We start from the raw sequence: 20,314 nt of genomic DNA on the forward strand, positions 1-20,314 counted from the left end.
CATAATTTTTTATCAGGCCAAGCGGGAGAACAGCGATGAGCAACTACGACGTGGTCATTCTGGGCGGTGGACCCGGCGGGTATAACGCGGCGATTCGGGCCGGGCAGTTAGGGTTGAAGGCCGCCTGTGTCGAAGGTCGAGCCACCCTGGGCGGCACCTGCCTGAACGTCGGCTGCATGCCCTCCAAGGCCTTGCTGCACGCTTCGGAACTGTACGAAGCGGCCACGGGCACGGAGTTCGCCAACTTGGGCATTGAAGTCAGCCCTACCCTCAATCTTGCGCAAATGATGAAACAGAAAGACGAAAGCGTGACGGGCCTGACCAAGGGCATCGAGTTTCTGTTTCGCAAGAACAAGGTCGACTGGATCAAAGGCTGGGGCCACATCGACGGGCCGGGCAAGGTGACCGTTACCGGTGACGATGGTAGCAAGACCGAACTCACCGCCAAGGACATCGTCATCGCCACCGGCTCGGAACCCATGCCGCTGCCAGGCGTGACCATCGACAACCAGCGCATCCTCGACTCCACCGGTGCCTTGTCCCTGGGTGAGGTGCCCCGGCATCTGGTGGTGATCGGCGCTGGCGTCATCGGCCTCGAGTTGGGCTCGGTCTGGCGGCGCCTGGGCGCCCAGGTGACCGTGGTGGAATACCTCGATCGCATCTGCCCGGGCGTGGACGGCGAGGCCGGCAAGACCTTGCAACGGGCCTTGGCTAAACAAGGTATCCAGTTCAAGTTGAGTTCGAAGGTCACCGGCGCCACGACCTCGGCCAGCGGTGTGCAATTGCAGATCGAACCGGCGGCGGGCGGCGAAGCACAGTCCCTGGACGCCGATTACGTGCTGGTCGCCATTGGTCGGCGGCCCTACACGCAAGGGCTGGGGTTGGAGAACGTTGGGTTGAGCACCGATAAACGCGGCATGCTCGCCAACCAGCGTCACCGCACCGAAGCACCCGGCGTCTGGGTGATCGGCGACGTGACGGCCGGACCGATGCTGGCCCACAAGGCCGAAGACGAAGCCATGGCCTGCATCGAACAGATCGCCGGCAAGGCCGCCGAGGTTAACTATGCGCTGATCCCCAGCGTCATCTACACCCGTCCGGAATTGGCCAGCGTCGGCCAGACCGAGGAACAGCTCAAGGCCGAAGGCCGCGCCTACAAGGTCGGCAAGTTTCCGTTCACGGCCAACAGCCGGGCCAAGATCAACCACGAGACCGAAGGGTTCGCCAAGGTCCTGGCCGATGAGCGCACCGATGAAATCCTTGGCGTGCACCTGGTGGGCCCGAGCGTCAGTGAGATGATCGGGGAGTACTGCGTGGCCATGGAGTTCAGCGCCTCGGCCGAGGACATCGCCCTGACCTGCCACCCGCACCCTACCCGTTCGGAGGCGTTGCGCCAGGCGGCCATGAATGTGGAGGGGATGGCGACGCAGATGTAGGAACGACGCAAAGCGGGAATGAACACCTGTGGCGAGGGAGCTTGCTCCCGCTCGGCGGCGAAGCCGTCGTAGAATCGGCTGATGCGATTTGCCCGAAAATCGCGTCAGCCCATTTGGGGCGGCTGCGCCACCCTGCGGGAGCAAGCTCCCTCGCCACAATCGGTGTTCGTCCGACCATCCATTTAGCTGGCCGACATCCGGGCCTTGCGCCGCCGACGACTGATCAACCCCAACCCCACCGCCACCACCAGCACGAGCCCGCCCACTTCCAGCCAAACCTTGTAAGGTCGCAGCGTCGAGCGGATCGGGTCCAGGGCCTGGGTCACGTAGCGTTTGTTCGCCTTGCCGAAGTCCGGCTCCTGGCATTGATGACCAAAATCCCCAGCCCAATCCACGTACGGGCCGTCCTTCACATAGCGCTGGTACAACGCACTTTGCTCTTCAAGGCTGGAGTTGTACCCCACCGCCTTGCACAGCACCGCCGCAAACGCCTGGCTGGTATGGGGCAGGTAATCCGCCGCCTGGCTCGCCAGCGCCGTGGCGACAAACCGATAGTGATAACGCACGTCCGGCTGCGCGACGCTGGCTTGCTGGCGTTGCACTTCACCTTCGGCCACCAGTGGCCCGACGTTCAACTCGACCGGTTCCAGGCTGTAATTGCCGCCCAGGCTGGCGTAATCCGGTGCCATCTCATAGCCGAGCAGTTCCATACCCCATTTGCGCGCCATCCACGACGCATGGAAATACGCCTCGGCCCGCCGGGTTGGCCACCACTTGGACTCGGCGTCCTGGCGCAACTGCCCATAGGCACGGGCCTTGTTCTGCAGGTCCGGGTTATCGAAATAAGCCGGCGCCTCATCAAAGCGCCCTTCCCTCAGCAAACGCCTGCCCAGCAGATTGCGCAAGCTGGCGGCCACCGGCAGCGGCACGTAGTTGTTCCGGTCCTCTTGGCTCAACGCCGGTGGCGCCGGGACTTGAGCGTCGACGTACTGCTTGAGCTCATCCACTGTGAGCACCCGCTCGGCGACGGCGGCAGCGTCGTACCAATAGTTGCTCTGGCCGCGATAGAGCTGATCGAAGGCTTGCAGGTAATCACCGCGCTGCAAGGCCAGGATCGCGCTTTCCCCTTCGACCCGGCACTTGGGTTGCACCGATTCGTAATTCCAATCCGGTGTGCGCCGGCTACCCCAGGATTCATCGTTCGGAAACGCCTGGGCAGCCTTGGCATAGGCCGCCGCCGCGGCCACCTTGTCGCCGTCGCGCAAGGCCAGCTTGGCGCGCACCCACCAGGCCAGGCCTGTGTCGGGAGCCTTTTGCACAAACGCCTGGGCGTTGGCGTAATCGCCGTGCTGGTAACTCACCGCCGCCAAACGGTCAGCATCGTCCAGGTTGTCCCGGGCGTTGGTCTGCAACAGTTTGACCAACCTTTTCTCACCCGAAGGTTCTTCACCGTCCCACCAGCCAACGCGGCTGAGCAGGTAGGCGGTGACCAGTCGCTGCACCGCCTGGGTCTTGAGCAGTTCGCCCAAGCGTTCATCCGACTCGACGCTCAGGCGTTGTGCCAATTGCAGCAACGAACTGTAGCCGACCGGGGACCCTAGCAGGTTCTGGATCGCGTACAGACCGATGGCGCTCTCCCAGTCGTCGGCGGTGTAGGCCACCCGGGCTTCTTCGCCGAGGCTGGCGATGCCCAGTTCCAGCGGATCGCTGAACCCGGCGATGCTCATTTCCCGAGCCTGGCGAAACGCTGCTCGCGCCTGATCCTGCAAGGCCACAGGGTCGCCGCTGCCCGCCTCGGTGCTCACGGCAAACAATGCCCGCCCCAGGGAATACGCGGCCCAGGTGCTGCGCAACCGTCGCTGGTCAGCCGGTAATGCCAGCAATTGCTGGAACGCTTCCACGGCGCGCTGATGCTCACCGACGTTAAAAGCCGCCGCGCCGAGCGCATACAGGCGCAGCTCATCGGGCAGGTTGGCCGCTTCGGCCGTCACCTGGTCGATATCGGTCAGCGCCCGCAGGCGCTCCACCACCGCTTGTTGCGGCGGGGTCAGGCCAATCTGCTCGGCCTGGTTGCGTTGTTCGATGTAGGAAGGCAGGTCGTCATAGCTGTAGTCCGGATTGCGCGTCGCCTCGGTGGCCGGCTTGAGCCCGGCAATCGCCTGGCCGAGACGGCTGACCTCGAAGCGAAAGCTGCCTTCGGGCAACTCCGCCAGGGTCTGGGCGCGGTTATCCAGCAGGCGCATCGGAAAATCCGGACCGCAGGCCAACGCCGGGCCCAGCGGCAGGCACAGGCTCAGGCACAGCAGGTGACGAGGCCACTTACGGGTAAACATTGAAACCTCCTTGGTCGATTTTCGTACAGCGCGCCCAGCCGATTGCTCGTTGGCTACCAGCCGCCAAGCGGCCTTCCTGAATGCGGGTGAAGGTAAGCAGTCCGGGAGTTTGTTGCAACGTGTAACCAGCCAAGGCATCGACGCCGTCACACGCCCCGACCGCCAACGTCAGGCGCTGGGGCCAGGGGCGGTCGAGATTGCCCTGGTTGACCAGGCGGATATCGTACAAACCGCCCTGTTCCTCCCACTGCAACGCCAGGCGACTGTCCAGGTGATCGCCCCGGGCGACGGCGCCGAGCGTGGTCAGGCTCCACGCTCGCCGGTCGCCGGCCAGAGGCAGGCGAAACCAGATCAGCCCGGCGAGATGTTTCGGCGGATCAGCCCGCAAATCCGCCGCAAGCCCGGCCACTTGTTGCGGATCGGCCAGTAACTCCCGACGCTCGCCGCCGCGATCGATCGGCACTTCGCTTTCCACCACCGGTACGCCGCTCTCCTGGGTCAGCAGCGCCACGCCGTAGGCTGGCAGGGCCAGATAAAACGGTCGCGTGGTGACCTCGCTCCAGCGTTGTGCCCAGTGCCGGGCCTGTTTCGGATCGAACAGGCCTTGCCGTGGATCGCTCACCGCGTGGACCTGCAGCACGCTGCTGTCCACCGCTTCCAACAATCCCGGCAATGCGGGGCTGTCGAGCCAGGCTGGTAGCGCCGTGATGCTGAGCCGCAGGTTGGCCGGCAGGCTGTGCCGCAGTTGGCCGAGGAAATTCCCATAGGCCGGCAGCCGTGCATTGCCAGCATCGTGGTCGACCTCCAGGCCCACCGGGGTCAGGCCTTGGGCTTGCCAATCGCCCAGCACTTGCTGGATTTGCGCAATGACCTCGTCCTGGTCCAAGGCCTTGAGCTGGCCGTCCAGGCGAATCACGGCGATCAGCGGACGGCCGTCCGCCTTGAGTAGGTCCGGGTCGATCCGCGCACGGCGCCAGCCCGCCCCGGGAAAAGCCTGCAACGCCAGCACCCGCAGCGTGGAAAAATCGCCCCGGCTCTGGCGCAGCGCCGGCTCATGAGCCTTTGTCCATTGGCGCTGCCAGATATACAACTGTTGATCCAGGGCTGGGGGTGGCGGTTGTTCGCAGCCCGCCAAAAGCAACATGGCGAGGGCCAGGGAGAGCCGGAAAAAAACAGTCATGAAGCCTTACCGCGCGCAAAAGATGTGCAGATTAACGCCGAGCGCGTCATTGTGGGAGCGAGCTTGCTCGCGATAGCGGTACATCAGTCAATCTATAGGCGGCTGAACCAACGCTATCGCGAGCAAGCTCGCTCCCACAGGGTTGAGGCTTACCAACGTCATCAAGGCTTACGCGCAATAATCACCTGACTCTTGGCCACCACCGCGTCCAGCGCCTGCTTGATCTGCGCCCCGCGCGGTGAGTTCAGCACCGCTTGCCAGGTGTCGGCCCAGTGATTGAGCAACGGGTGGTCGGCGTTGCTGAAGTCGACCTTGGCCTCCCAGAACAACAGCATCCACATCGACCAATAGAACCCGTATTGGCTGTGGCTCAACACCTCCAGCCCGGCCTCGCTGACCATCGCCTTGAACTGCTCTTCACTGATGATGCGAATGTGATTGGGCTTGCGGAAATACTCAGGCGCGGCGATGTCTTTTTGCAGGTCTTCGGAACTGGGGTGCGGCACGCTCAGCAGGTACAGCGCGCCGGGCTGGCCGACCCGTACCAGTTCGGCGAGGAACTGCGCCGGGTCGTCGACGTGCTCGATGACTTCGGTGGACACCACCCGGGTGGCCGTGGCATCGGCAATGGGCAGCGGGTTGCAGTCGGTCACATGGCACTCGACGCCGCGCGCAGGGGTGTCGCTCAAGCGCTGGCGCGTGGCTTCGACCTTGGCCGCGTCGATGTCGGCGATGATGATCTTCGCCCCGCGCATTCCGCAAAAATGCACGTTGCCGCCGTCGCCGCACCCCACGTCCAGCAACGTGTCCTCAGGCGTCACAGGGAAACCCGTGAACAGTTCGCCGGTTTGCTGGTTGAACCAGCCGCTGAGCATCGCATCGTGCAGCCCGAGCATGTACGGGTCGACTTTCTCGGCCACCGGTTCGGCGGGCGCGGGCGTGCCCGTGGTGAGTTTCTTCAAAAGGCTCAGCATGACGGGGCTCCAGAAACAGGAAGGACGGTTCGGGCGGCGGACAGGCGTTCGACCAACCGGGCGCCACGATTGCGCATGGGCATTTCGACCCAGCGGTAGTTGAGCTCGCTCAACAGCCCGATCAGCAACAACGCACACGCCAGGGCCGGCCAGGGATGACTTGCCGGGTCCGGCGAGCCCAAGGGGGCGAAACGAAACCACAACTCGCGCAGCAGGAAAAACACCGGGATGTGGATCAGGTAAATCCCATAGGAACGACTGCCCACCCAGGTCAGCGCCGTTTTCAACCGACCGCGGGGCAACAAGTAATCCCGATCATAAGAGGCCACCCAGACCAGCACGGCACTGAGCACCGCAATGACCCCGAGACGGTAGAACGACAAATTGAAGTGCTCGGTCGCGATCCAGGCCATCACGCCGCCAAGACCCAGCACCAGTAGCGCACCCAGGGGCGGGCGGCGCAGCCACGTGGGCTCGAAGCGCCAGTAGCTGGGCCGCAGGCTCCAGATCGACAACAACACACCCAGCGCCAAGGCATCGGTACGGATCACCGACAGCCACAGCGCCCGCCAGGTGAAAAACTGCACCAGCACCACCGCCAGCAGCACCCACACCAAATAGCGACGCGAGACGAACACCAGCAGCGGCAGGATCAGATAGAACTGCTCTTCCAACGACAGCGTCCAGTACACGAAGCTCGCGCCGTATTCATACTGCATGAACGCATCGGCAAAACGCAGGTTGGCGAATTGCAGGAAACCGGCCAGGGTCGCCTGCAGGTTGGCCTGCACGCTGCCGAACGCACCGGAACGGTTCAGGAAGAACACCGCGAACAACACCAGCAGCAGCCAGAGCCAGGCCGACGGCAACAGGCGAAACGCCCGGCGAATCCAGAAACCCCGGGTGACGGCCCAGAATTGCCGGGGGCTGTCGCAGCGACGCAATTGCGGGATCAGGCTGCGCCCGATGACGAACCCGGATATCGCGAAAAACAGGTCCACGCCCCACCACAGCTGGAAACTGTCGGCCAGGGCCGCCAGGCGCGGCCATCCGCCAGGAAACGGCATGCCTTGCAGGTGATGGAACAGCACGCCGATCACCGCAACGGCGCGCAGCAATTCGATGTCCAGGATCCGCTTGCCGCTCATGAAGTACTCCCGGAAGAAGGATCGGGTTTACGCGCGATGATGACCTGGCTCTTGGGCATGAACCGGTCCAGCACCTGCTTGATCACCAGGCCGTCGGGTTGCGTCAGCAAGTCCTGCCAGAGGCTCGCCCAGCGCTCCATCAAGGGTGGATACGGCGCCTGGATACGGTCACGCACGGCACCCTCGAGGTCCCGGCCAGCCGCTCGTTCGCTGGCCCAGAAGAAAATCATGCCCATGACCCAGAAAAACCCGCTGGCCTGGCGATGCTCGATCACCAGCCCGGCGTCCTCCACCAGCGCGGCGAATCGTTCGGCACTGAAAATCTGCACATGGTTGGGCGCTTGAAAGTAGCCCGGCGGCGCGATGCCTTGCTGCAAATGCTCGCCCACCGAGGCCGGCACGCTGAGCAGGTACTGCGCCCCGGGTCGGCCCATGCGCACCAGCTCGGCCATGAACGGCTCGGGCTCATGGATATGCTCGAGCACCTCCATGCAGACGATCTTGTTCGCACAGCCATCGGCCAGGGGCAGCGGCAGGCTGTTGCTGACCAGCCCCAGGAACGGCGCGGCGGCCTGGGCTTCGACTTGGCGAGCCAGGTCGCGCACCTTGTCCTGTTCGCTGTCGGTAAAGATCACGGACGCACCCTGGCGCATGGCAAACAGCGTCGCCACACCCTCGCCGCAGCCCACATCCAGCAAGGTATCGTCGGCCGTGATGGCAAAGCCCTTGAGCAATTCGCCGGTTTCACTGCGAAACCAGCCGTCGAGCATCGCGTCGTAGAGGCCGGCATCCCGGGGCGAAACGGCCACCGTCGGCGCGGGCGAAGGCGCCACAGGCCTGCGCCCGGCCAGCCATCGCCGGATCATGGCTGCGCCGCGTTCCGGCGACGCTCGGACAGTTGTTCGAAAAACGCCCGCAAGCGCTGCTCGGCGTTGGCCTGGCTGCAGAATTTTTCCAGGCTGCGCACGGCATGGGCCGACATGCGGCGATAACGCTCGGGATCATTTTTAGCCACGTCGTAGCTGGCGCGATAGGCCGAGCACAGCGAGTCCCAATCGGTGACATAACGCAGGGTCCGGTAAGCCGCACGCGGGTCGTGGGGCCAGGCGGTCAGTTCCTCGGTCGAATCCACCACGAAGGCATTGTCGTGGTCGATGTAGTCGGCCATCGCCGTGTTCAACGGCGCAATCGCCGGACGGCCGCAGGACATGAACTCCATCAACGGCAGGCACTGCCCTTCGCCATAGGAACTGTTGACCACGTACCGGGTGGCTTCCACCAGCCGTTCGTAGTCCGCGTCCGCCAGGTAACCGTGGATCAGCACGATGCGGCAGCGGTACGACTGGTTCTTGTAGACGTGGTGGAGCATGTCGGTGAGCGCGGCGGTGACATCGTGGTGAGTCAGCTTGAGCACCAGGGTTGCGTCAGGAACATCGCGAAACGTCGCGCAAAATGCGCTGATCATGTCCTTCCAGTTCTTGCGCCCGTCGTAAGGATTGAACACGGAGGTATAGATCACACCGTCCAGCAGTAACTCGCAATCCTCGGCCGGGCCGTCCAGCACCAGCGGCGTGCCGGCCTGATGCACCGGTGGGCCATAAGGCCGCAGGTCGGTGGCGCGACTGTCGATCAGCAGGCCACGCAATTGCAGGCGCATGTGATCCACGGTCGGCCGCTGGGCCAGCACCGCGCCACGGGCGGCAAAGCGGTCCCATACCGGCGCGGCGACAGCGGCGACGGGAAAGTCCGCGCCCATCACCTCACGAACGGTGCTGACGGTGAAGCTGGAATGGGTGATCGCCATGCCGGTCGCGCCCAAGACCACTCGCCAGTCGTGCCGGGCCTCGCCCTGCCAGCTTTCGGTAGGAATGGTGCTGAATTCCCAGGCGAACACCGGGATCGTCGGGCAGGCGTAGTGGGCAGCGGTGCGATGAGGCGGTGAAAACGACAGGAATACGCAATCCTCGCCACGCCCCAGGCAATCGGCGTACAGCTGATCGACCTCTTCGTCAGGCCGGGTCACTTCGACCACCCGCCCCAACCGCTCCAGCACCGGGCGAAACTCCTTGAGCACGAAGTAATAGCTGTACTCGGGCTTACCGAGGTTTTCCAGAATGTTGCTCTGGTTGGTTTCCGAATAAATGATGATCAACATGAGGCGCTACCTGCCTGGACCGCCAGCGGCAGCGCTTCGTCACAGCCTGGCTCCGCCAGGAAATCCGCCAGGCGCTGCTGCACCGGGGCGAACGCACAATAGCGGCGCATCCGCTCGTTCGCGGCAACGGCCATGGCCTGGTAGGCCTGCGGCTGGTGCTTGGCCATGGCGTAGCTCTGCTGGTAGGCGAGTTTCAATGAGCCCCAGTCGGGTCGATGGCGCAGGGTACGATACAAAATGCGCGAGTCTTCCGGCCAGATGGTCGGTTCGCGGCTGGACTTGACGATGAAGGCCACCTCGGCGTCGATGTAATCGCGCATTGCCGTGTGGTCCGGCGCAATGACGGGGCGTGCACAGGACATGAACTCCATCAACGGCAGGCACAGGCCTTCACAGCGGGACGCATTGACGTAGAAACTCGCCGCGCCATACAGCCGGGCGAATTGTTCGTCCTCCAGGTAACCGTGCATCACCACCACCCGGCAACTGAACGGCGACAGTTGGGACAGCAGCGTCAACAGTTCGACGTAGTAGGTCGACAGGTCGTTCTGGGTCATCTTCAGCACCAGCGTGGCGTCCTCGGCGTCACGCAGGGCCCAACAGAATGCGGTGACCAACTGATGCCAGTTCTTGCGCCCGTCATCGGGGTTGAACACGCTGACGTACACCACGCCGCTGACTTCGGTTTCCACCATTTGGTGGGTGTCCGGTAGCACGGCCTGGGGATGTGCCGGTGGCGCCGGTTCGGGGCTAGGCTCTGGAGCGGGCTCGACGGCCACCGGCAGCGGTGCCGCCCCCCTCAGGATCCTGCTGGTGGCAACGCGCACCGGCACGGGGATCAGGTCGCGGACCGCCTCGCGATACCAGCACAGCAGGTTGTGCTTGCACAGCCACACGGGCCCCTGCTCGCGCTTGCCGGTGAAGGCGCGGATGACTTCACGCAGGTAATGGCGGGAAATGAATGCGCGCCGCCGCCAAGTCAGAGGGGGCGGCTCAATGATCGGTTCCGGCTCTGGTTCCGGTTCCGGCACTTCTTCGAGGATCGGTGCGATCAAGCCATCGGCCGACAGCCCGAGGGGCCGGCTGTCGATGATGCAGCCCTTGATCTGCAAGGTCGTTCCCGGGTTGATCGGCAGACTCGGGTGTTGCTCACGAACCGCCGCGAAACGCTCCCACAGCGGCGTGGGCAATACCAAGACCGGGAAATCCTCGCCCAAGGTCCGACGGATCGCCTCGGCCGTATGGCTGGACAGGGTAATCACCCGGCCATGACGGGCCAGCGTGCGACTCCAGTCATGCCGCAGGTCGTCGTCCCAGTGCTCGGCCGGGATCGAATCGAACTCCCAGGCCACCACGCAGACCATCGGGCAAAGCAGGTCCTGCGGCGTCTTGTGCGGGGGGGAAAACGAAAGGAACAAGCAGTCCTGCCCGGCCTGCTGCAGTGTTTGATACAGCGGATCGACCTCGGCGACCGACGACACCACATGCACCGGCCCCAGGCTTTCCAGCACGGGACGATAGGCTTTGAGCACGAAGTAATAGCTGTACTCAGGGCGGCCGAGGCTCTGGCTGATGGAGTGATCGTTTACGTCCGAGTAAAGAATGAAATTCATGGCATCCCATCATGGCGCCGCCGTCCCGGCAGCCCCACTTCATGACGGTCGAGTCACGCATCGAGCCGGCCCGGGGGCCGCCACGCGTCGTTCATCTCGCTACCCGTCTCGTTCTTGTTTTTTTATGGTCCCGCCCCTGGGGTTCATCTCGAAGATCGAAACCAGGGACAGCGTGACGAGGGGCATTCTAAACACATCCGCCAAGGGTTCGTGAACCGCCCGGCGAGAATAAACCAGCTATAAATATGAGAACTGACCAGTCACGGTTTGCGCTGTTGAAATTGCTGCAAAATTGGCACAGATTGGCAACCAAACAACTACAACAAACGCTTCTCTAGGCCAATCGTTGAGTGACTTTTCCCCGATCTTACGGAAATTTCCCACTCAGTTCGCAATAGACGAAGCAACCGTCAAGGGGGCTGGAGCTTGAAAAAACGTCTGTTCGTTACGGGCCTCAGCGGTTTCGTTGGACGTCACCTCAAATCTCGACTGAACGGTCATGATTCGACGTGGCAGGTGATGCCTGTCGCCGCACGCTACGACCTGACGGATGCCAAGACCCTGGAGGGCCTCTGGCCCGAGCTTCCCGACGCCGTGATCCACTTGGCAGGCCAGACCTTTGTGCCCGAAGCCTTTCGCGATCCGGCGCGCACCCTGCACATCAACCTGATGGGCACCTTGAACCTGCTCCAGGCCCTCAAGGCCCGGGGTTTCACCGGGACGTTCCTGTATGTCAGCTCCGGTGATGTCTATGGCCAGGTCAGCGAAGACCGGCTGCCGATTACCGAACTGCAACCGCCCGCCCCGCGCAACCCGTATGCCGTGAGCAAGCTGTCGGCCGAACTGCTGAGCCTGCAGTGGGGCATGAGCGAAGGCTGGCCGGTGCTGGTGGCCCGCCCGTTCAATCACATCGGCGCCGGCCAGAAGGACAGTTTCGTCATTGCCAGCGCCGCCCGGCAGATCAGCCGGATCAAGCTCGGCCTGCAACCGGCCCGGCTGCAAGTGGGCGATATCGACGTGACCCGCGACTTCCTCGATGTCGGCGATGTGATTTCGGCCTACCTGGCCCTGCTGGAAAAAGGCACCCCGGGGCAGGTCTACAACATCTGTTCGGGTCGCGAGCAAAGCATTCGCAGCCTGATCGAACAACTGGGCGATCTCGCCCAGGTCGACGTGCAACTGATCCAGGACCCTGCGCGTCTTCGCCGCGCAGAACAGCGTCGCGTCTGTGGTAGCCCAGCCAAGCTACGACAGGCCACCGGATGGACGCCCGAAACAACAACACAACAATCCTTGCGGGCGATCCTGTCCGACTGGGAGATACGGGTACAACAAGAATGAAAAGTGCATTGATCACAGGGATCACCGGCCAGGATGGCGCGTATCTGGCCAAGTTGCTGCTCGACAAGGGCTACAAAGTCCACGGCCTGGTGGCGCGACGCAGCAGCGACTCGCGCTGGCGGCTGCGAGAGATGGGCATCGAACAGGACATCGTTTACCTGGACGGTGACATGGCCGATGCCTGCTCCGTGCAACGGGCAGTGATCAAGTCGGCGCCGGACGAGGTGTATAACCTGGCCGCGCAAAGTTTCGTCGCGGCCTCCTGGGACCAGCCGGTGACCACCGGCATCGTCGACGGGCTGGGGGTTACCCACCTGCTCGAAGCCATTCGCCAGTTCAGTGTGCAGACCCGCTTCTACCAGGCCTCCACCAGCGAAATGTTCGGCCTGATCCAGGCCGAGCAACAGGACGAGCACACCCCGTTCTATCCACGCAGCCCCTATGGCGTGGCGAAACTGTACGGCCACTGGATCACCGTCAACTACCGGGAGAGCTTCGGCCTGCATGCCAGCAGCGGCATCCTGTTCAACCACGAATCACCGCTGCGCGGCATCGAGTTCGTGACTCGCAAGGTCACCGATGCCGCTGCGCGCATCAAACAGGGCAAGCAGCAGGAATTGCGCCTGGGCAATATCGACGCCAAGCGCGACTGGGGCTTTGCCGGCGATTACGTCGAAGCCATGTGGCTCATGTTGCAACAGGACAGCCCCGACGATTACGTGGTGGCCACCGGCGTCACCACCACCGTGCGCGAGATGTGCAGGATTGCCTTCGAACACGTGGGCCTGGACTACCGTGACTTCGTCAAGATCGACCCGGCGTTTTTCCGCCCGGCCGAAGTCGAGGTGTTGCTCGGCAACCCGGCCAAGGCACAACGCGTCCTGGGCTGGAAGCCTCGGACCGACCTCGACACCCTGATCCGCATGATGATGGATGCGGACATGAAACGCGTCGCCAAGGAGTAGGCCATGCTCATTCCCGTGATTCTTTCCGGCGGTGCCGGGACGAGGTTGTGGCCGGTGTCCCGCGAGGGCCATCCCAAGCCCTTCATGCTCTTGCCCGACGGCCAGTCGCTGCTGAGCAAGACCTATCGGCGTGCGGCGGGGTTGTTCGACGGCCGGGGCGACATCGTTACCGTCACCAATCGCGAGTACTACTTCCAGAGCCGCGATCATTATCAAAGCGCCCACCTGGAGCGTTATCGTGGTCACTTCGTTCTGGAGCCGACAGGTCGCAACACCGCGCCGGCCATTGCCACGGCCACCCTCGCGGTACAGGCCCTGCACGGTGACGAGGCGATCCTGGTGGTCATGCCTGCCGATCACTTGATCAAGGACGAGGCGGCCTTCAAGGCCTCCGTTGAGCACGCCGTGGAGCTGGCCAAAAACGGCCATCTGGTGACCTTCGGCGTGCTGCCCTCGGCGCCGGAAACCGGCTTCGGCTATATCGAACGGGGCCAGCCCCTGGATACCAAGGGCGCGGCCAAGGTCGTGCGCTTTGTCGAAAAGCCCGACTTGCAGACCGCCACGCAGTACCTGGAAAGTGGCCGTTTCCTGTGGAACTCGGGGATGTTCTGCTTCTCGGTCAAGACGCTGTTGGCGGAGCTGCACGCCCACGCCCCCGAGTTGCTGGAACAGGCGCGCGCCTGTGTCACGGCCAGCACGGCGGTGGAAACCTCAGGTTGTGTGCAGCAGGAATTGTCCCCGGCGCATTTCGCCGAAATGCCGGACATCTCCATCGACTACGCCCTGATGGAGCGCTCAGCCAATGTCGTGGTGATCCCGGCCGCTTTCGACTGGAGCGATATCGGTTCCTGGAGCGCCATCGCCAGCCTGGTACCCGCCGACGGGCAAAACAACCGCGCCACCGGTGAAGCCCTGTTTATCGACAGCCAGAACAACTTCGTCCAGAGCGACAGCCGCCTGGTGGCCGCCCTGGGCGTGGAAAACCTGATCATCATCGACACCGCCGACGCCGTGCTGGTGGCCCATGCCGACCGCGCCCAGGATGTTCGCCGCGTCGCCCGGCAACTCAAGGACAAGGACCACGAAGCCTATCGCCTGCATCGCACGGTCAGCCGTCCATGGGGCAGTTATACCGTCCTCGAAGAAGGTCCACGCTTCAAGATCAAGCGCATCGTGGTCAAGCCTGGCGCATCGCTGTCGCTGCAAATGCACCATCACCGCAACGAACACTGGGTAGTGGTCGAAGGCATGGCCAAGGTCACCAATAACGGTTCGGGCTCGCACCTGGTCGCCAAGAACGAATCGACCTTCATTCCCGCCGGCCACAAGCATCGCCTGGAAAACCCCGGTGTCATCGACCTGGTCATCATCGAGGTCCAGAGCGGCGAATACCTCGGGGAAGACGACATCGTCCGCTTCGAAGACCACTACGGCAGGGCCGTCTGATGCTGTTGGCCTTGCAACGCTCACTATGGAGCTACCGCGGCTTCGTCCTGGGCAGCGTCAAGCGCGAGTTCCAGGCACGCTATCGCAACTCGTTGTTCGGCGCGTTGTGGACGGTGCTCAACCCGTTGTCGATGATCCTCGTCTACACGGTGATTTTTTCCCACATCATGCGTGCCCGCCTGCCCGGGGTCGAAGATGGCATGGCCTACAGTGTCTACCTCTGTGCCGGGCTGCTGACCTGGGGGTTGTTCGCGGAAATCACCACCCGCAGCCAGGGCATGTTCCTGGAAAACGCCAACCTGCTGAAAAAGATCAGCTTCCCCCGGATCTGCCTGCCGGTGATCGTGCTGTTCAATGCAGGGATCAACTTCGCGATCATCCTCGGGCTCTTTCTCGGTTTCCTGCTGATCACCGGGCGCTGGCCAGGCATGACCTTGCTAGCCCTGGTGCCGCTGCTGGCCCTGCAAGTGATGTTCGCCGCCGGGCTGGGCATGCTGCTGGGGATCCTCAATGTGTTTTTCCGCGATGTCGGGCAGTTGTTCGGCATTTGCCTGCAATTCTGGTTCTGGCTCACACCGATCGTTTACCCGATGACGATCCTGCCGCCATCGATCCAGCGACTGCTCGCCTTCAACCCCATGACCGCCCTGATGCAGAGCTACCAGAACCTGTTTCTCTACAACCAGTGGCCGGTCTGGAGTTCGCTGGTGCCGTTGCTGGTGGTGGCCCTGTTGTTGTGTGCCTTGGGCCTGCGCATGTTTCGCCGGCGCGGCGGTGAAATGGTGGATGAACTCTGATGGGACATTTGCGCGTCACCGGCCTGGGCAAGGCCTACAAGCAGTATCCGAACCGCTGGAGCCGGCTGTTCGAGTGGTTGATCCCCTTTTCCCGCCAGCGCCATCAACTGCACTGGATCCTGCAAGGTGTGGACTTCGAGATCCAGCCCGGGGAAGCCGTCGGCATCGTCGGAGTCAACGGTGCCGGCAAAAGCACGTTGCTCAAGATGATCACCGGCACCACCCAACCCACCTGCGGCCACATCCAATTGCAAGGCCGCGTCGCCGCGTTGCTGGAATTGGGCATGGGCTTTCATCCAGACTTCACCGGCCGCCAGAATGCGTTCATGGCCGGTCAGTTGCTGGGTATGCCCGTGGAGGAAATCGAAGCGTTGATGCCCGAAATCGAGGGGTTCGCCGAAATCGGCGAGGCCATCGACCAGCCGGTACGCACTTATTCCAGCGGCATGCAGATGCGCCTGGCGTTCAGCGTTGCCACCGCCCGACGCCCGGACATCCTGATCGTCGACGAAGCGCTGTCGGTGGGCGATGCCTACTTCCAGCACAAGAGCTTCGAGCGCATCCGCAGCTTCCGCAAGGCCGGCACCACGCTGCTGATCGTGTCCCACGATCGCTCGGCGATCCAGTCGATCTGCGACACCGCCATCCTGCTCGAACACGGGCGCATGGCCATGCGCGGCAAGCCGGAAGAGGTGATGGATTATTACAACGCGATGCTGGCCCAACGCGAGGGCCAGGTGGTTCGCCAGGAGATGCTCGCCAACGGCCAGATACGCACGATTTCCGGTACCGGCGAGGCCGGCATCGTCGATGTGCAATTGCTCAACAGCCAGGGGCAGTCGGTGGAAGTGGCCGAGATCGGCCAGCCAATGGTGTTGCATGTGCGGGTTGAAATCCGCCAGGACATCGAGCGGCTGGTGCTGGGCTTTTTGATCAAGGACCGCCTTGGCCAACCCATGTACGGCATCAACACCCATCGCCAGGACAAAGCCGTGACCGACCTCAAGGCCGGCGAACAGATCACCTTCCGTTTCAGTTTCGACATGCGCCTGGGCAAGGGCAATTACTCCGTCGCGCTCAGCCTGTCGCGACTGGACTCGCACCTGGACCGTAATTTCGAATGGCGCGACTACGGGCTGGTGTTTCACGTCATCAATAATCGCCAGGAGGATTTCGTCGGCTGTTCCTGGCTCCAGGCCCGGACCAGTATCCAGCGTTCGAGCCAGACGGCCGTCGAGGCGTTGCCGCAAAAGGAGTTGCCATGAGCCGTTTGCTGGTGGATTGCACCTACGTATACGACCACCCGAATGACAACTCCGGCATTCAGCGAGTGGTGCGCAACGTCATTCGCCAATTGCCGGCCAAGGACCAGGACCGCGAATGCATTCCCGTGGTGATGCTGCAGGGCAAGCTGTATGAAGTGATAAGCCTGGCTCCCCTGCCCACGGACGGACTGGATCTGGCCGGCCTGCGAGTACGGCTGCTACAGTTCGCCAACCTGTTCTGGGTCAGACATCGGTCCCTCGAACAGCAGCGCCCCTTCAGCCAGTCGATATGGGCGCGCCGCTTCCTGTACGTTGCTTGCCGACTGTTCGCCCTGGGGTGCCTGAGCCTGCCCATTCGAATCCTCGATCGTCTGCTCAAACGCAAGCCTGCCCCGGCGCGCAGCGTACCGCTGGCACATCGAGCCGGCGATCAACTGGTATTGCTGGACTCTTCCTGGCACTCAGGTTTCTTTCCCCTGGCCGAACAGCTCAAGCGTGATGGCGTCGGGATCATCTCGGTGATCTATGACCTGATTCCCCTGACCCACCCACAATTCTGCGACGCCGGGCTGGTCAAGGTGTTCGACCATTGGTTCGACTGGATTGCCCGCACCGCCGACGGCTACATCGCCATCTCCACCACCATCCGCGACCAGCTTCGCCAGGAAATGGTCCGGCGTATTGGCGAACAACAGGTGCGCGAGCGCTGGTTCGACTATTTCCACTTGGGCAGCGAACTGGACCTGATCGACGCCACTCACGCCGTCGACCCGAACTTGCTGCGGCTGTTCAAGCGCCCCGAGCCGGTGTTCCTGATGGTCAGCACCATCGAACCGAGGAAAAACCATGCCTACCTGATCGATGCGTTCGAGCGGGCCTGGGCCGCCGGGTCACAAGCACGGTTATGCATCGTCGGGAAAATCGGCTGGAAGTGCGAAGCCCTGATCGAACGTATCCAACGTCATCCACAACTCGACAGCCGCCTGTTCATGTTCAACAACCTCTCGGACCAAAGCCTGGAACACGCCTATCGGCACTCCACCGCGCTGGTGTTCCCATCCTACGTGGAGGGCTTCGGCCTGCCGTTGGTGGAGGCCATGCAACGCGGCTTGCCGGCGATGGGCAGCGACATCCCGGTGTTTCGGGAAATCGGCGGTGACTTCATGGTCTACTTCGATCTCGACGATCCCCAAAGCCTGGCGAACCTGGTCATCGACATGGAACACACCGGGGTATTCCCGGCCAGGCGCAACCTGGATCAATGGCAATGGCTGAGTTGGCGCCAAGCCAGTGCGCAATTGGTGGAGCGGATCGAGCGACACGTCGACGAAGTCATCGTCGACAGGGAAACAGCATGCGGATAGCCCTCAACGCACGCATTCTCCAGGCGCCACGCACCGGCATCGGCCACTACGTGGCGGAACTGGCGACGGCCTTGGCCCAAGAGCCGGATGTACAGTTGTCACTGTTCCACGGTTGGGGCTGGAGCCCGCAATTGCCGCCAACAGCCAAGCCTGGCTATTCAAGGCTGAGCCCCTTGCTGCGACGGGTTCCGGGCGCCTATCAGGCGCGGCGCTGGCTGGAGCAGAAACGCTTCGATCAGGGCCGTTCAAAGGCTATCGACCTGTATCACGAGCCCAGCCTGTGGCCGCTGGCCTTCGAAGGGCCGACGGTAATCACCCTCCATGACCTTACGCACCTGCGCTACCCCGAGACGCAACCACCGGCACGCCTGAAGGAAATCGAGCGACGACTCAGCCGCGCGGTGGAACAGGCGCAGCTGATCCTGACCGACTCGCAGTTCATCGCCGATGAAGCCCAACAGTATTTCGGCCTGCCCGCCGAGCGCCTGAGGGTCGCGCCACTGGGGGTCGCGGCACGTTTCCACCCGCGCGAACCGGAAGCGATCGACGCCGTGCTCAAGGCCCATGGCCTGGAGCACGGCCGATACTTTCTCTGTGTCGGCACCCTGGAGCCACGCAAGAACCTGTCGTTGGCCCTGCGCGCCCATGCCGGGCTCCCTGAATCCCTGCGTCAGGCTTTTCCTTTGTTCATTGTAGGAATGAGCGGATGGCAACAGGCGCAGCTCAATGATGAGTTGAAACGCGCCCTGGCTGGCGGTCATGTTTGTCTGGCGGGTTATCTGCCTGACGAACAGGTCGCCCAATTGTTGGCGGGAGCACGGGCACTGGTGTTCCCGTCGTACTACGAAGGCTTTGGCCTGCCGGTGCTCGAAGCCATGGCCAGTGGCACGCCGGTGATGACCACCCGCTGCTCGGCGATGCCGGAAGTGGCCGGGCCGGCCGGTATCTATTGCGAACCCGACGATCCGCAAGGCATGCGCGACGCCATGGAGCGGTTGATTGAAGACCGCCTACACTGGCAAGCATGTCGGGAGGCGGGATTACAACAGGCGGCGCTGTTTTCCTGGGAGCGCTGTGCAAAGGTCACTGCCCACGCGTATCGCCAGGCCTTGGGAGGTTGAATGCGAGTCCTGCACTTCTACAAAACCTATTTGCCTGACTCCATGGGTGGCATCGAACAGGTGATTTTTCAACTCTGCGACAGCACTGACCGGCTGAGTATCGATAACACTGTGTTGGCCCTGAGCGGGCAGCCATCACCAGAACCGATCCAGCTTCGACAGCATGTCGTTCACCAAGCCCGGATGGACTTCCAACTGGCGTCCACCGGTTTCTCCTACAGCGTGTTCAAGAAATTCCGTGAGCTGGCCGCCGAAGCGGACGTGATCAACTACCACTTCCCCTGGCCGTTCATGGACCTGGTGCACTTTTGCAGTGCCGTGAAGAAGCCCTACGTCGTGACCTACCATTCGGACATCGTTCGCCAACGGCACCTGCTCAAGCTCTATCGGCCGCTGATGCGACGCTTCCTGGACGGCGCTGACCGTATCGTCGCGGCCTCGCCGAACTATGTTCATACCAGCGATGTGCTCAAGGAATACAGCGCCAAGACCCGTGTCATCACCTACGGCCTGAACAAGACCAGTTATCCACAGCCTGACGCCGAGCGCATGGCGCAGTGGAAGGCAAAACTGGGCGAGCGCTTCTTTTTGTTCGTGGGGGTGATGCGTTATTACAAAGGCCTGCACATTCTGCTCGACGCCCTCAAAGGCGTGGATTACCCCGTCGTCATCCTGGGCGCCGGCCCATTGGAAAAGCAACTGCATGCCCAGGCCACGAAACTGGGCCTGCGTAACCTGCATTTCCTCGGGCGCCTGGGGGACGAAGACAAGGTCGCATTGCTGGAACTGAGTTATGCCATCGTGTTCCCTTCGCACCTGCGCTCCGAAGCCTTTGGCATCTCCCTGCTCGAAGGCGCGATGTTCGGCAAGCCGATGATCTCCAGCGAAATCGGCACCGGCACCAGCTACATCAACATCCACGACGAAACCGGCCTGGTGGTGCCACCCAGCAACCCCGAGGCTTTCCGCGAGGCGATGCGCACCCTGTGGGAAAACCCGGCTCAGGCCCGGGCAATGGGCGTCAAGGCCGAAGCCCGTTACCGCCAGTTGTTCACCTCCGAAGAGATGGGCCAAAAGTGGGTGCAGTTGTACGAGGAACTGCTGGAGGAAAAGGCGCTTTCCTACGCCTGATACCAAATCACGATAGAGCGACGAAATCTCTGCCGTGTGGGAGCA

Annotated in this window: 16 protein-coding genes; 9 read left to right on the forward strand and 7 right to left on the reverse strand. The window is 62.7% G+C overall.

From position 1 onward, the window contains the following. Nucleotides 1-35 precede the first annotated feature (35 nt). Nucleotides 36-1,436 carry a dihydrolipoyl dehydrogenase gene (gene lpdA / locus IB266_RS16230; RefSeq protein ID WP_192261776.1) on the forward strand — a complete coding sequence of 467 codons (1,401 nt, stop codon included), beginning with the start codon at nucleotides 36-38 and terminating at the stop codon, nucleotides 1,434-1,436. Between the two features lie 182 nt (nucleotides 1,437-1,618). Here lpdA and IB266_RS16235 read toward each other — a convergent pair whose 3' ends face one another. The 7 genes from IB266_RS16235 to IB266_RS16265 form a co-directional block, all read right to left on the reverse strand. Further along, nucleotides 1,619-3,769: a hypothetical protein gene (locus tag IB266_RS16235; RefSeq protein WP_192261777.1), complete on the reverse strand. Its 2,151-nt coding sequence runs from the start codon at nucleotides 3,767-3,769 to the stop codon at nucleotides 1,619-1,621. Then, a complete protein-coding gene (locus IB266_RS16240) occupies nucleotides 3,756-4,949 on the reverse strand; it encodes a DUF3142 domain-containing protein (protein ID WP_192261778.1) in 1,194 nt (397 codons plus the stop codon). Before IB266_RS16240 ends, IB266_RS16235 begins: the two co-directional genes overlap by 14 nt. A 161-nt stretch (nucleotides 4,950-5,110) precedes the next feature. Next, complete coding sequence (locus IB266_RS16245; RefSeq protein ID WP_072407604.1) at nucleotides 5,111-5,923, reverse strand: class I SAM-dependent methyltransferase; 813 nt, start codon at nucleotides 5,921-5,923, stop codon at nucleotides 5,111-5,113. After that, nucleotides 5,917-7,071, reverse strand: coding sequence for an acyltransferase family protein (locus tag IB266_RS16250; RefSeq protein ID WP_192261779.1), 1,155 nt, complete (start codon nucleotides 7,069-7,071; stop codon nucleotides 5,917-5,919). Before IB266_RS16250 ends, IB266_RS16245 begins: the two co-directional genes overlap by 7 nt. Continuing rightward, nucleotides 7,068-7,937 carry a class I SAM-dependent methyltransferase gene (locus IB266_RS16255; protein ID WP_060739941.1) on the reverse strand — a complete coding sequence of 290 codons (870 nt, stop codon included), beginning with the start codon at nucleotides 7,935-7,937 and terminating at the stop codon, nucleotides 7,068-7,070. Before IB266_RS16255 ends, IB266_RS16250 begins: the two co-directional genes overlap by 4 nt. Further along, nucleotides 7,934-9,226: a glycosyltransferase gene (locus IB266_RS16260; protein WP_192261780.1), complete on the reverse strand. Its 1,293-nt coding sequence runs from the start codon at nucleotides 9,224-9,226 to the stop codon at nucleotides 7,934-7,936. Before IB266_RS16260 ends, IB266_RS16255 begins: the two co-directional genes overlap by 4 nt. After that, nucleotides 9,220-10,839 carry a glycosyltransferase gene (locus IB266_RS16265; protein WP_192261781.1) on the reverse strand — a complete coding sequence of 540 codons (1,620 nt, stop codon included), beginning with the start codon at nucleotides 10,837-10,839 and terminating at the stop codon, nucleotides 9,220-9,222. Before IB266_RS16265 ends, IB266_RS16260 begins: the two co-directional genes overlap by 7 nt. Nucleotides 10,840-11,265: 426 nt before the next feature. On the opposite strand from IB266_RS16265, the gene IB266_RS16270 reads away from it, so the two are divergent. The 8 genes from IB266_RS16270 to IB266_RS16305 are packed head-to-tail and all read left to right on the forward strand — an operon-like array spanning nucleotide 11,266 to nucleotide 20,269. Then, nucleotides 11,266-12,180: a GDP-mannose 4,6-dehydratase gene (locus IB266_RS16270; protein ID WP_192261782.1), complete on the forward strand. Its 915-nt coding sequence runs from the start codon at nucleotides 11,266-11,268 to the stop codon at nucleotides 12,178-12,180. Next, nucleotides 12,177-13,145, forward strand: a complete 969-nt coding sequence (gene gmd / locus IB266_RS16275) for a GDP-mannose 4,6-dehydratase (RefSeq protein WP_060739937.1) — start codon at nucleotides 12,177-12,179, stop codon at nucleotides 13,143-13,145. Before IB266_RS16270 ends, gmd begins: the two co-directional genes overlap by 4 nt. A 3-nt stretch (nucleotides 13,146-13,148) precedes the next feature. After that, on the forward strand, nucleotides 13,149-14,591 hold the full coding sequence (locus IB266_RS16280; protein WP_192261783.1) for a mannose-1-phosphate guanylyltransferase/mannose-6-phosphate isomerase: 1,443 nt from the start codon (nucleotides 13,149-13,151) through the stop codon (nucleotides 14,589-14,591). Then, entirely contained in the window at nucleotides 14,591-15,388 is a 798-nt protein-coding gene (locus IB266_RS16285) for an ABC transporter permease (RefSeq protein WP_092200260.1), read from the forward strand. The genes IB266_RS16280 and IB266_RS16285 overlap by 1 nt, the downstream gene beginning before the upstream one ends. Next, entirely contained in the window at nucleotides 15,388-16,653 is a 1,266-nt protein-coding gene (locus IB266_RS16290; protein ID WP_192261784.1) for an ABC transporter ATP-binding protein, read from the forward strand. The genes IB266_RS16285 and IB266_RS16290 overlap by 1 nt, the downstream gene beginning before the upstream one ends. Continuing rightward, nucleotides 16,650-18,017 (forward strand): glycosyltransferase family 4 protein, encoded by a 1,368-nt coding sequence (locus IB266_RS16295; protein WP_192261785.1) that lies wholly within the window; start codon nucleotides 16,650-16,652, stop codon nucleotides 18,015-18,017. Before IB266_RS16290 ends, IB266_RS16295 begins: the two co-directional genes overlap by 4 nt. Continuing rightward, nucleotides 18,008-19,138 carry a glycosyltransferase family 4 protein gene (locus IB266_RS16300; protein ID WP_192261786.1) on the forward strand — a complete coding sequence of 377 codons (1,131 nt, stop codon included), beginning with the start codon at nucleotides 18,008-18,010 and terminating at the stop codon, nucleotides 19,136-19,138. The genes IB266_RS16295 and IB266_RS16300 overlap by 10 nt, the downstream gene beginning before the upstream one ends. Continuing rightward, nucleotides 19,139-20,269 carry a glycosyltransferase family 4 protein gene (locus IB266_RS16305; protein ID WP_192261787.1) on the forward strand — a complete coding sequence of 377 codons (1,131 nt, stop codon included), beginning with the start codon at nucleotides 19,139-19,141 and terminating at the stop codon, nucleotides 20,267-20,269. The last annotated feature ends 45 nt before the right edge of the window (nucleotides 20,270-20,314 follow it).

This window comes from Pseudomonas sp. Pdm06, from assembly GCF_014851795.1.
GTDB lineage: Bacteria > Pseudomonadota > Gammaproteobacteria > Pseudomonadales > Pseudomonadaceae > Aquipseudomonas > Aquipseudomonas fluorescens_AA.

Bases quoted from the DNA above. Each gene is read 5' to 3' on its own strand.
- IB266_RS16255 (WP_060739941.1), bottom strand. From the start codon at position 7,937: ATGATCCGGCGATGGCTGGCCGGGCGCAGGCCTGTGGCGCCTTCGCCC.
- IB266_RS16300 (WP_192261786.1), top strand. From the start codon at position 18,008: ATGCGGATAGCCCTCAACGCACGCATTCTCCAGGCGCCACGCACCGGC.
- IB266_RS16265 (WP_192261781.1), bottom strand. From the start codon at position 10,839: ATGAATTTCATTCTTTACTCGGACGTAAACGATCACTCCATCAGCCAG.
- IB266_RS16260 (WP_192261780.1), bottom strand. From the start codon at position 9,226: ATGTTGATCATCATTTATTCGGAAACCAACCAGAGCAACATTCTGGAA.
- IB266_RS16295 (WP_192261785.1), top strand. From the start codon at position 16,650: ATGAGCCGTTTGCTGGTGGATTGCACCTACGTATACGACCACCCGAAT.
- IB266_RS16305 (WP_192261787.1), top strand. From the start codon at position 19,139: ATGCGAGTCCTGCACTTCTACAAAACCTATTTGCCTGACTCCATGGGT.
- IB266_RS16240 (WP_192261778.1), bottom strand. From the start codon at position 4,949: ATGACTGTTTTTTTCCGGCTCTCCCTGGCCCTCGCCATGTTGCTTTTG.
- IB266_RS16245 (WP_072407604.1), bottom strand. From the start codon at position 5,923: ATGCTGAGCCTTTTGAAGAAACTCACCACGGGCACGCCCGCGCCCGCC.
- gmd (WP_060739937.1), top strand. From the start codon at position 12,177: ATGAAAAGTGCATTGATCACAGGGATCACCGGCCAGGATGGCGCGTAT.
- IB266_RS16285 (WP_092200260.1), top strand. From the start codon at position 14,591: ATGCTGTTGGCCTTGCAACGCTCACTATGGAGCTACCGCGGCTTCGTC.
- IB266_RS16280 (WP_192261783.1), top strand. From the start codon at position 13,149: ATGCTCATTCCCGTGATTCTTTCCGGCGGTGCCGGGACGAGGTTGTGG.
- IB266_RS16250 (WP_192261779.1), bottom strand. From the start codon at position 7,071: ATGAGCGGCAAGCGGATCCTGGACATCGAATTGCTGCGCGCCGTTGCG.
- IB266_RS16290 (WP_192261784.1), top strand. From the start codon at position 15,388: ATGGGACATTTGCGCGTCACCGGCCTGGGCAAGGCCTACAAGCAGTAT.
- IB266_RS16235 (WP_192261777.1), bottom strand. From the start codon at position 3,769: ATGTTTACCCGTAAGTGGCCTCGTCACCTGCTGTGCCTGAGCCTGTGC.
- lpdA (WP_192261776.1), top strand. From the start codon at position 36: ATGAGCAACTACGACGTGGTCATTCTGGGCGGTGGACCCGGCGGGTAT.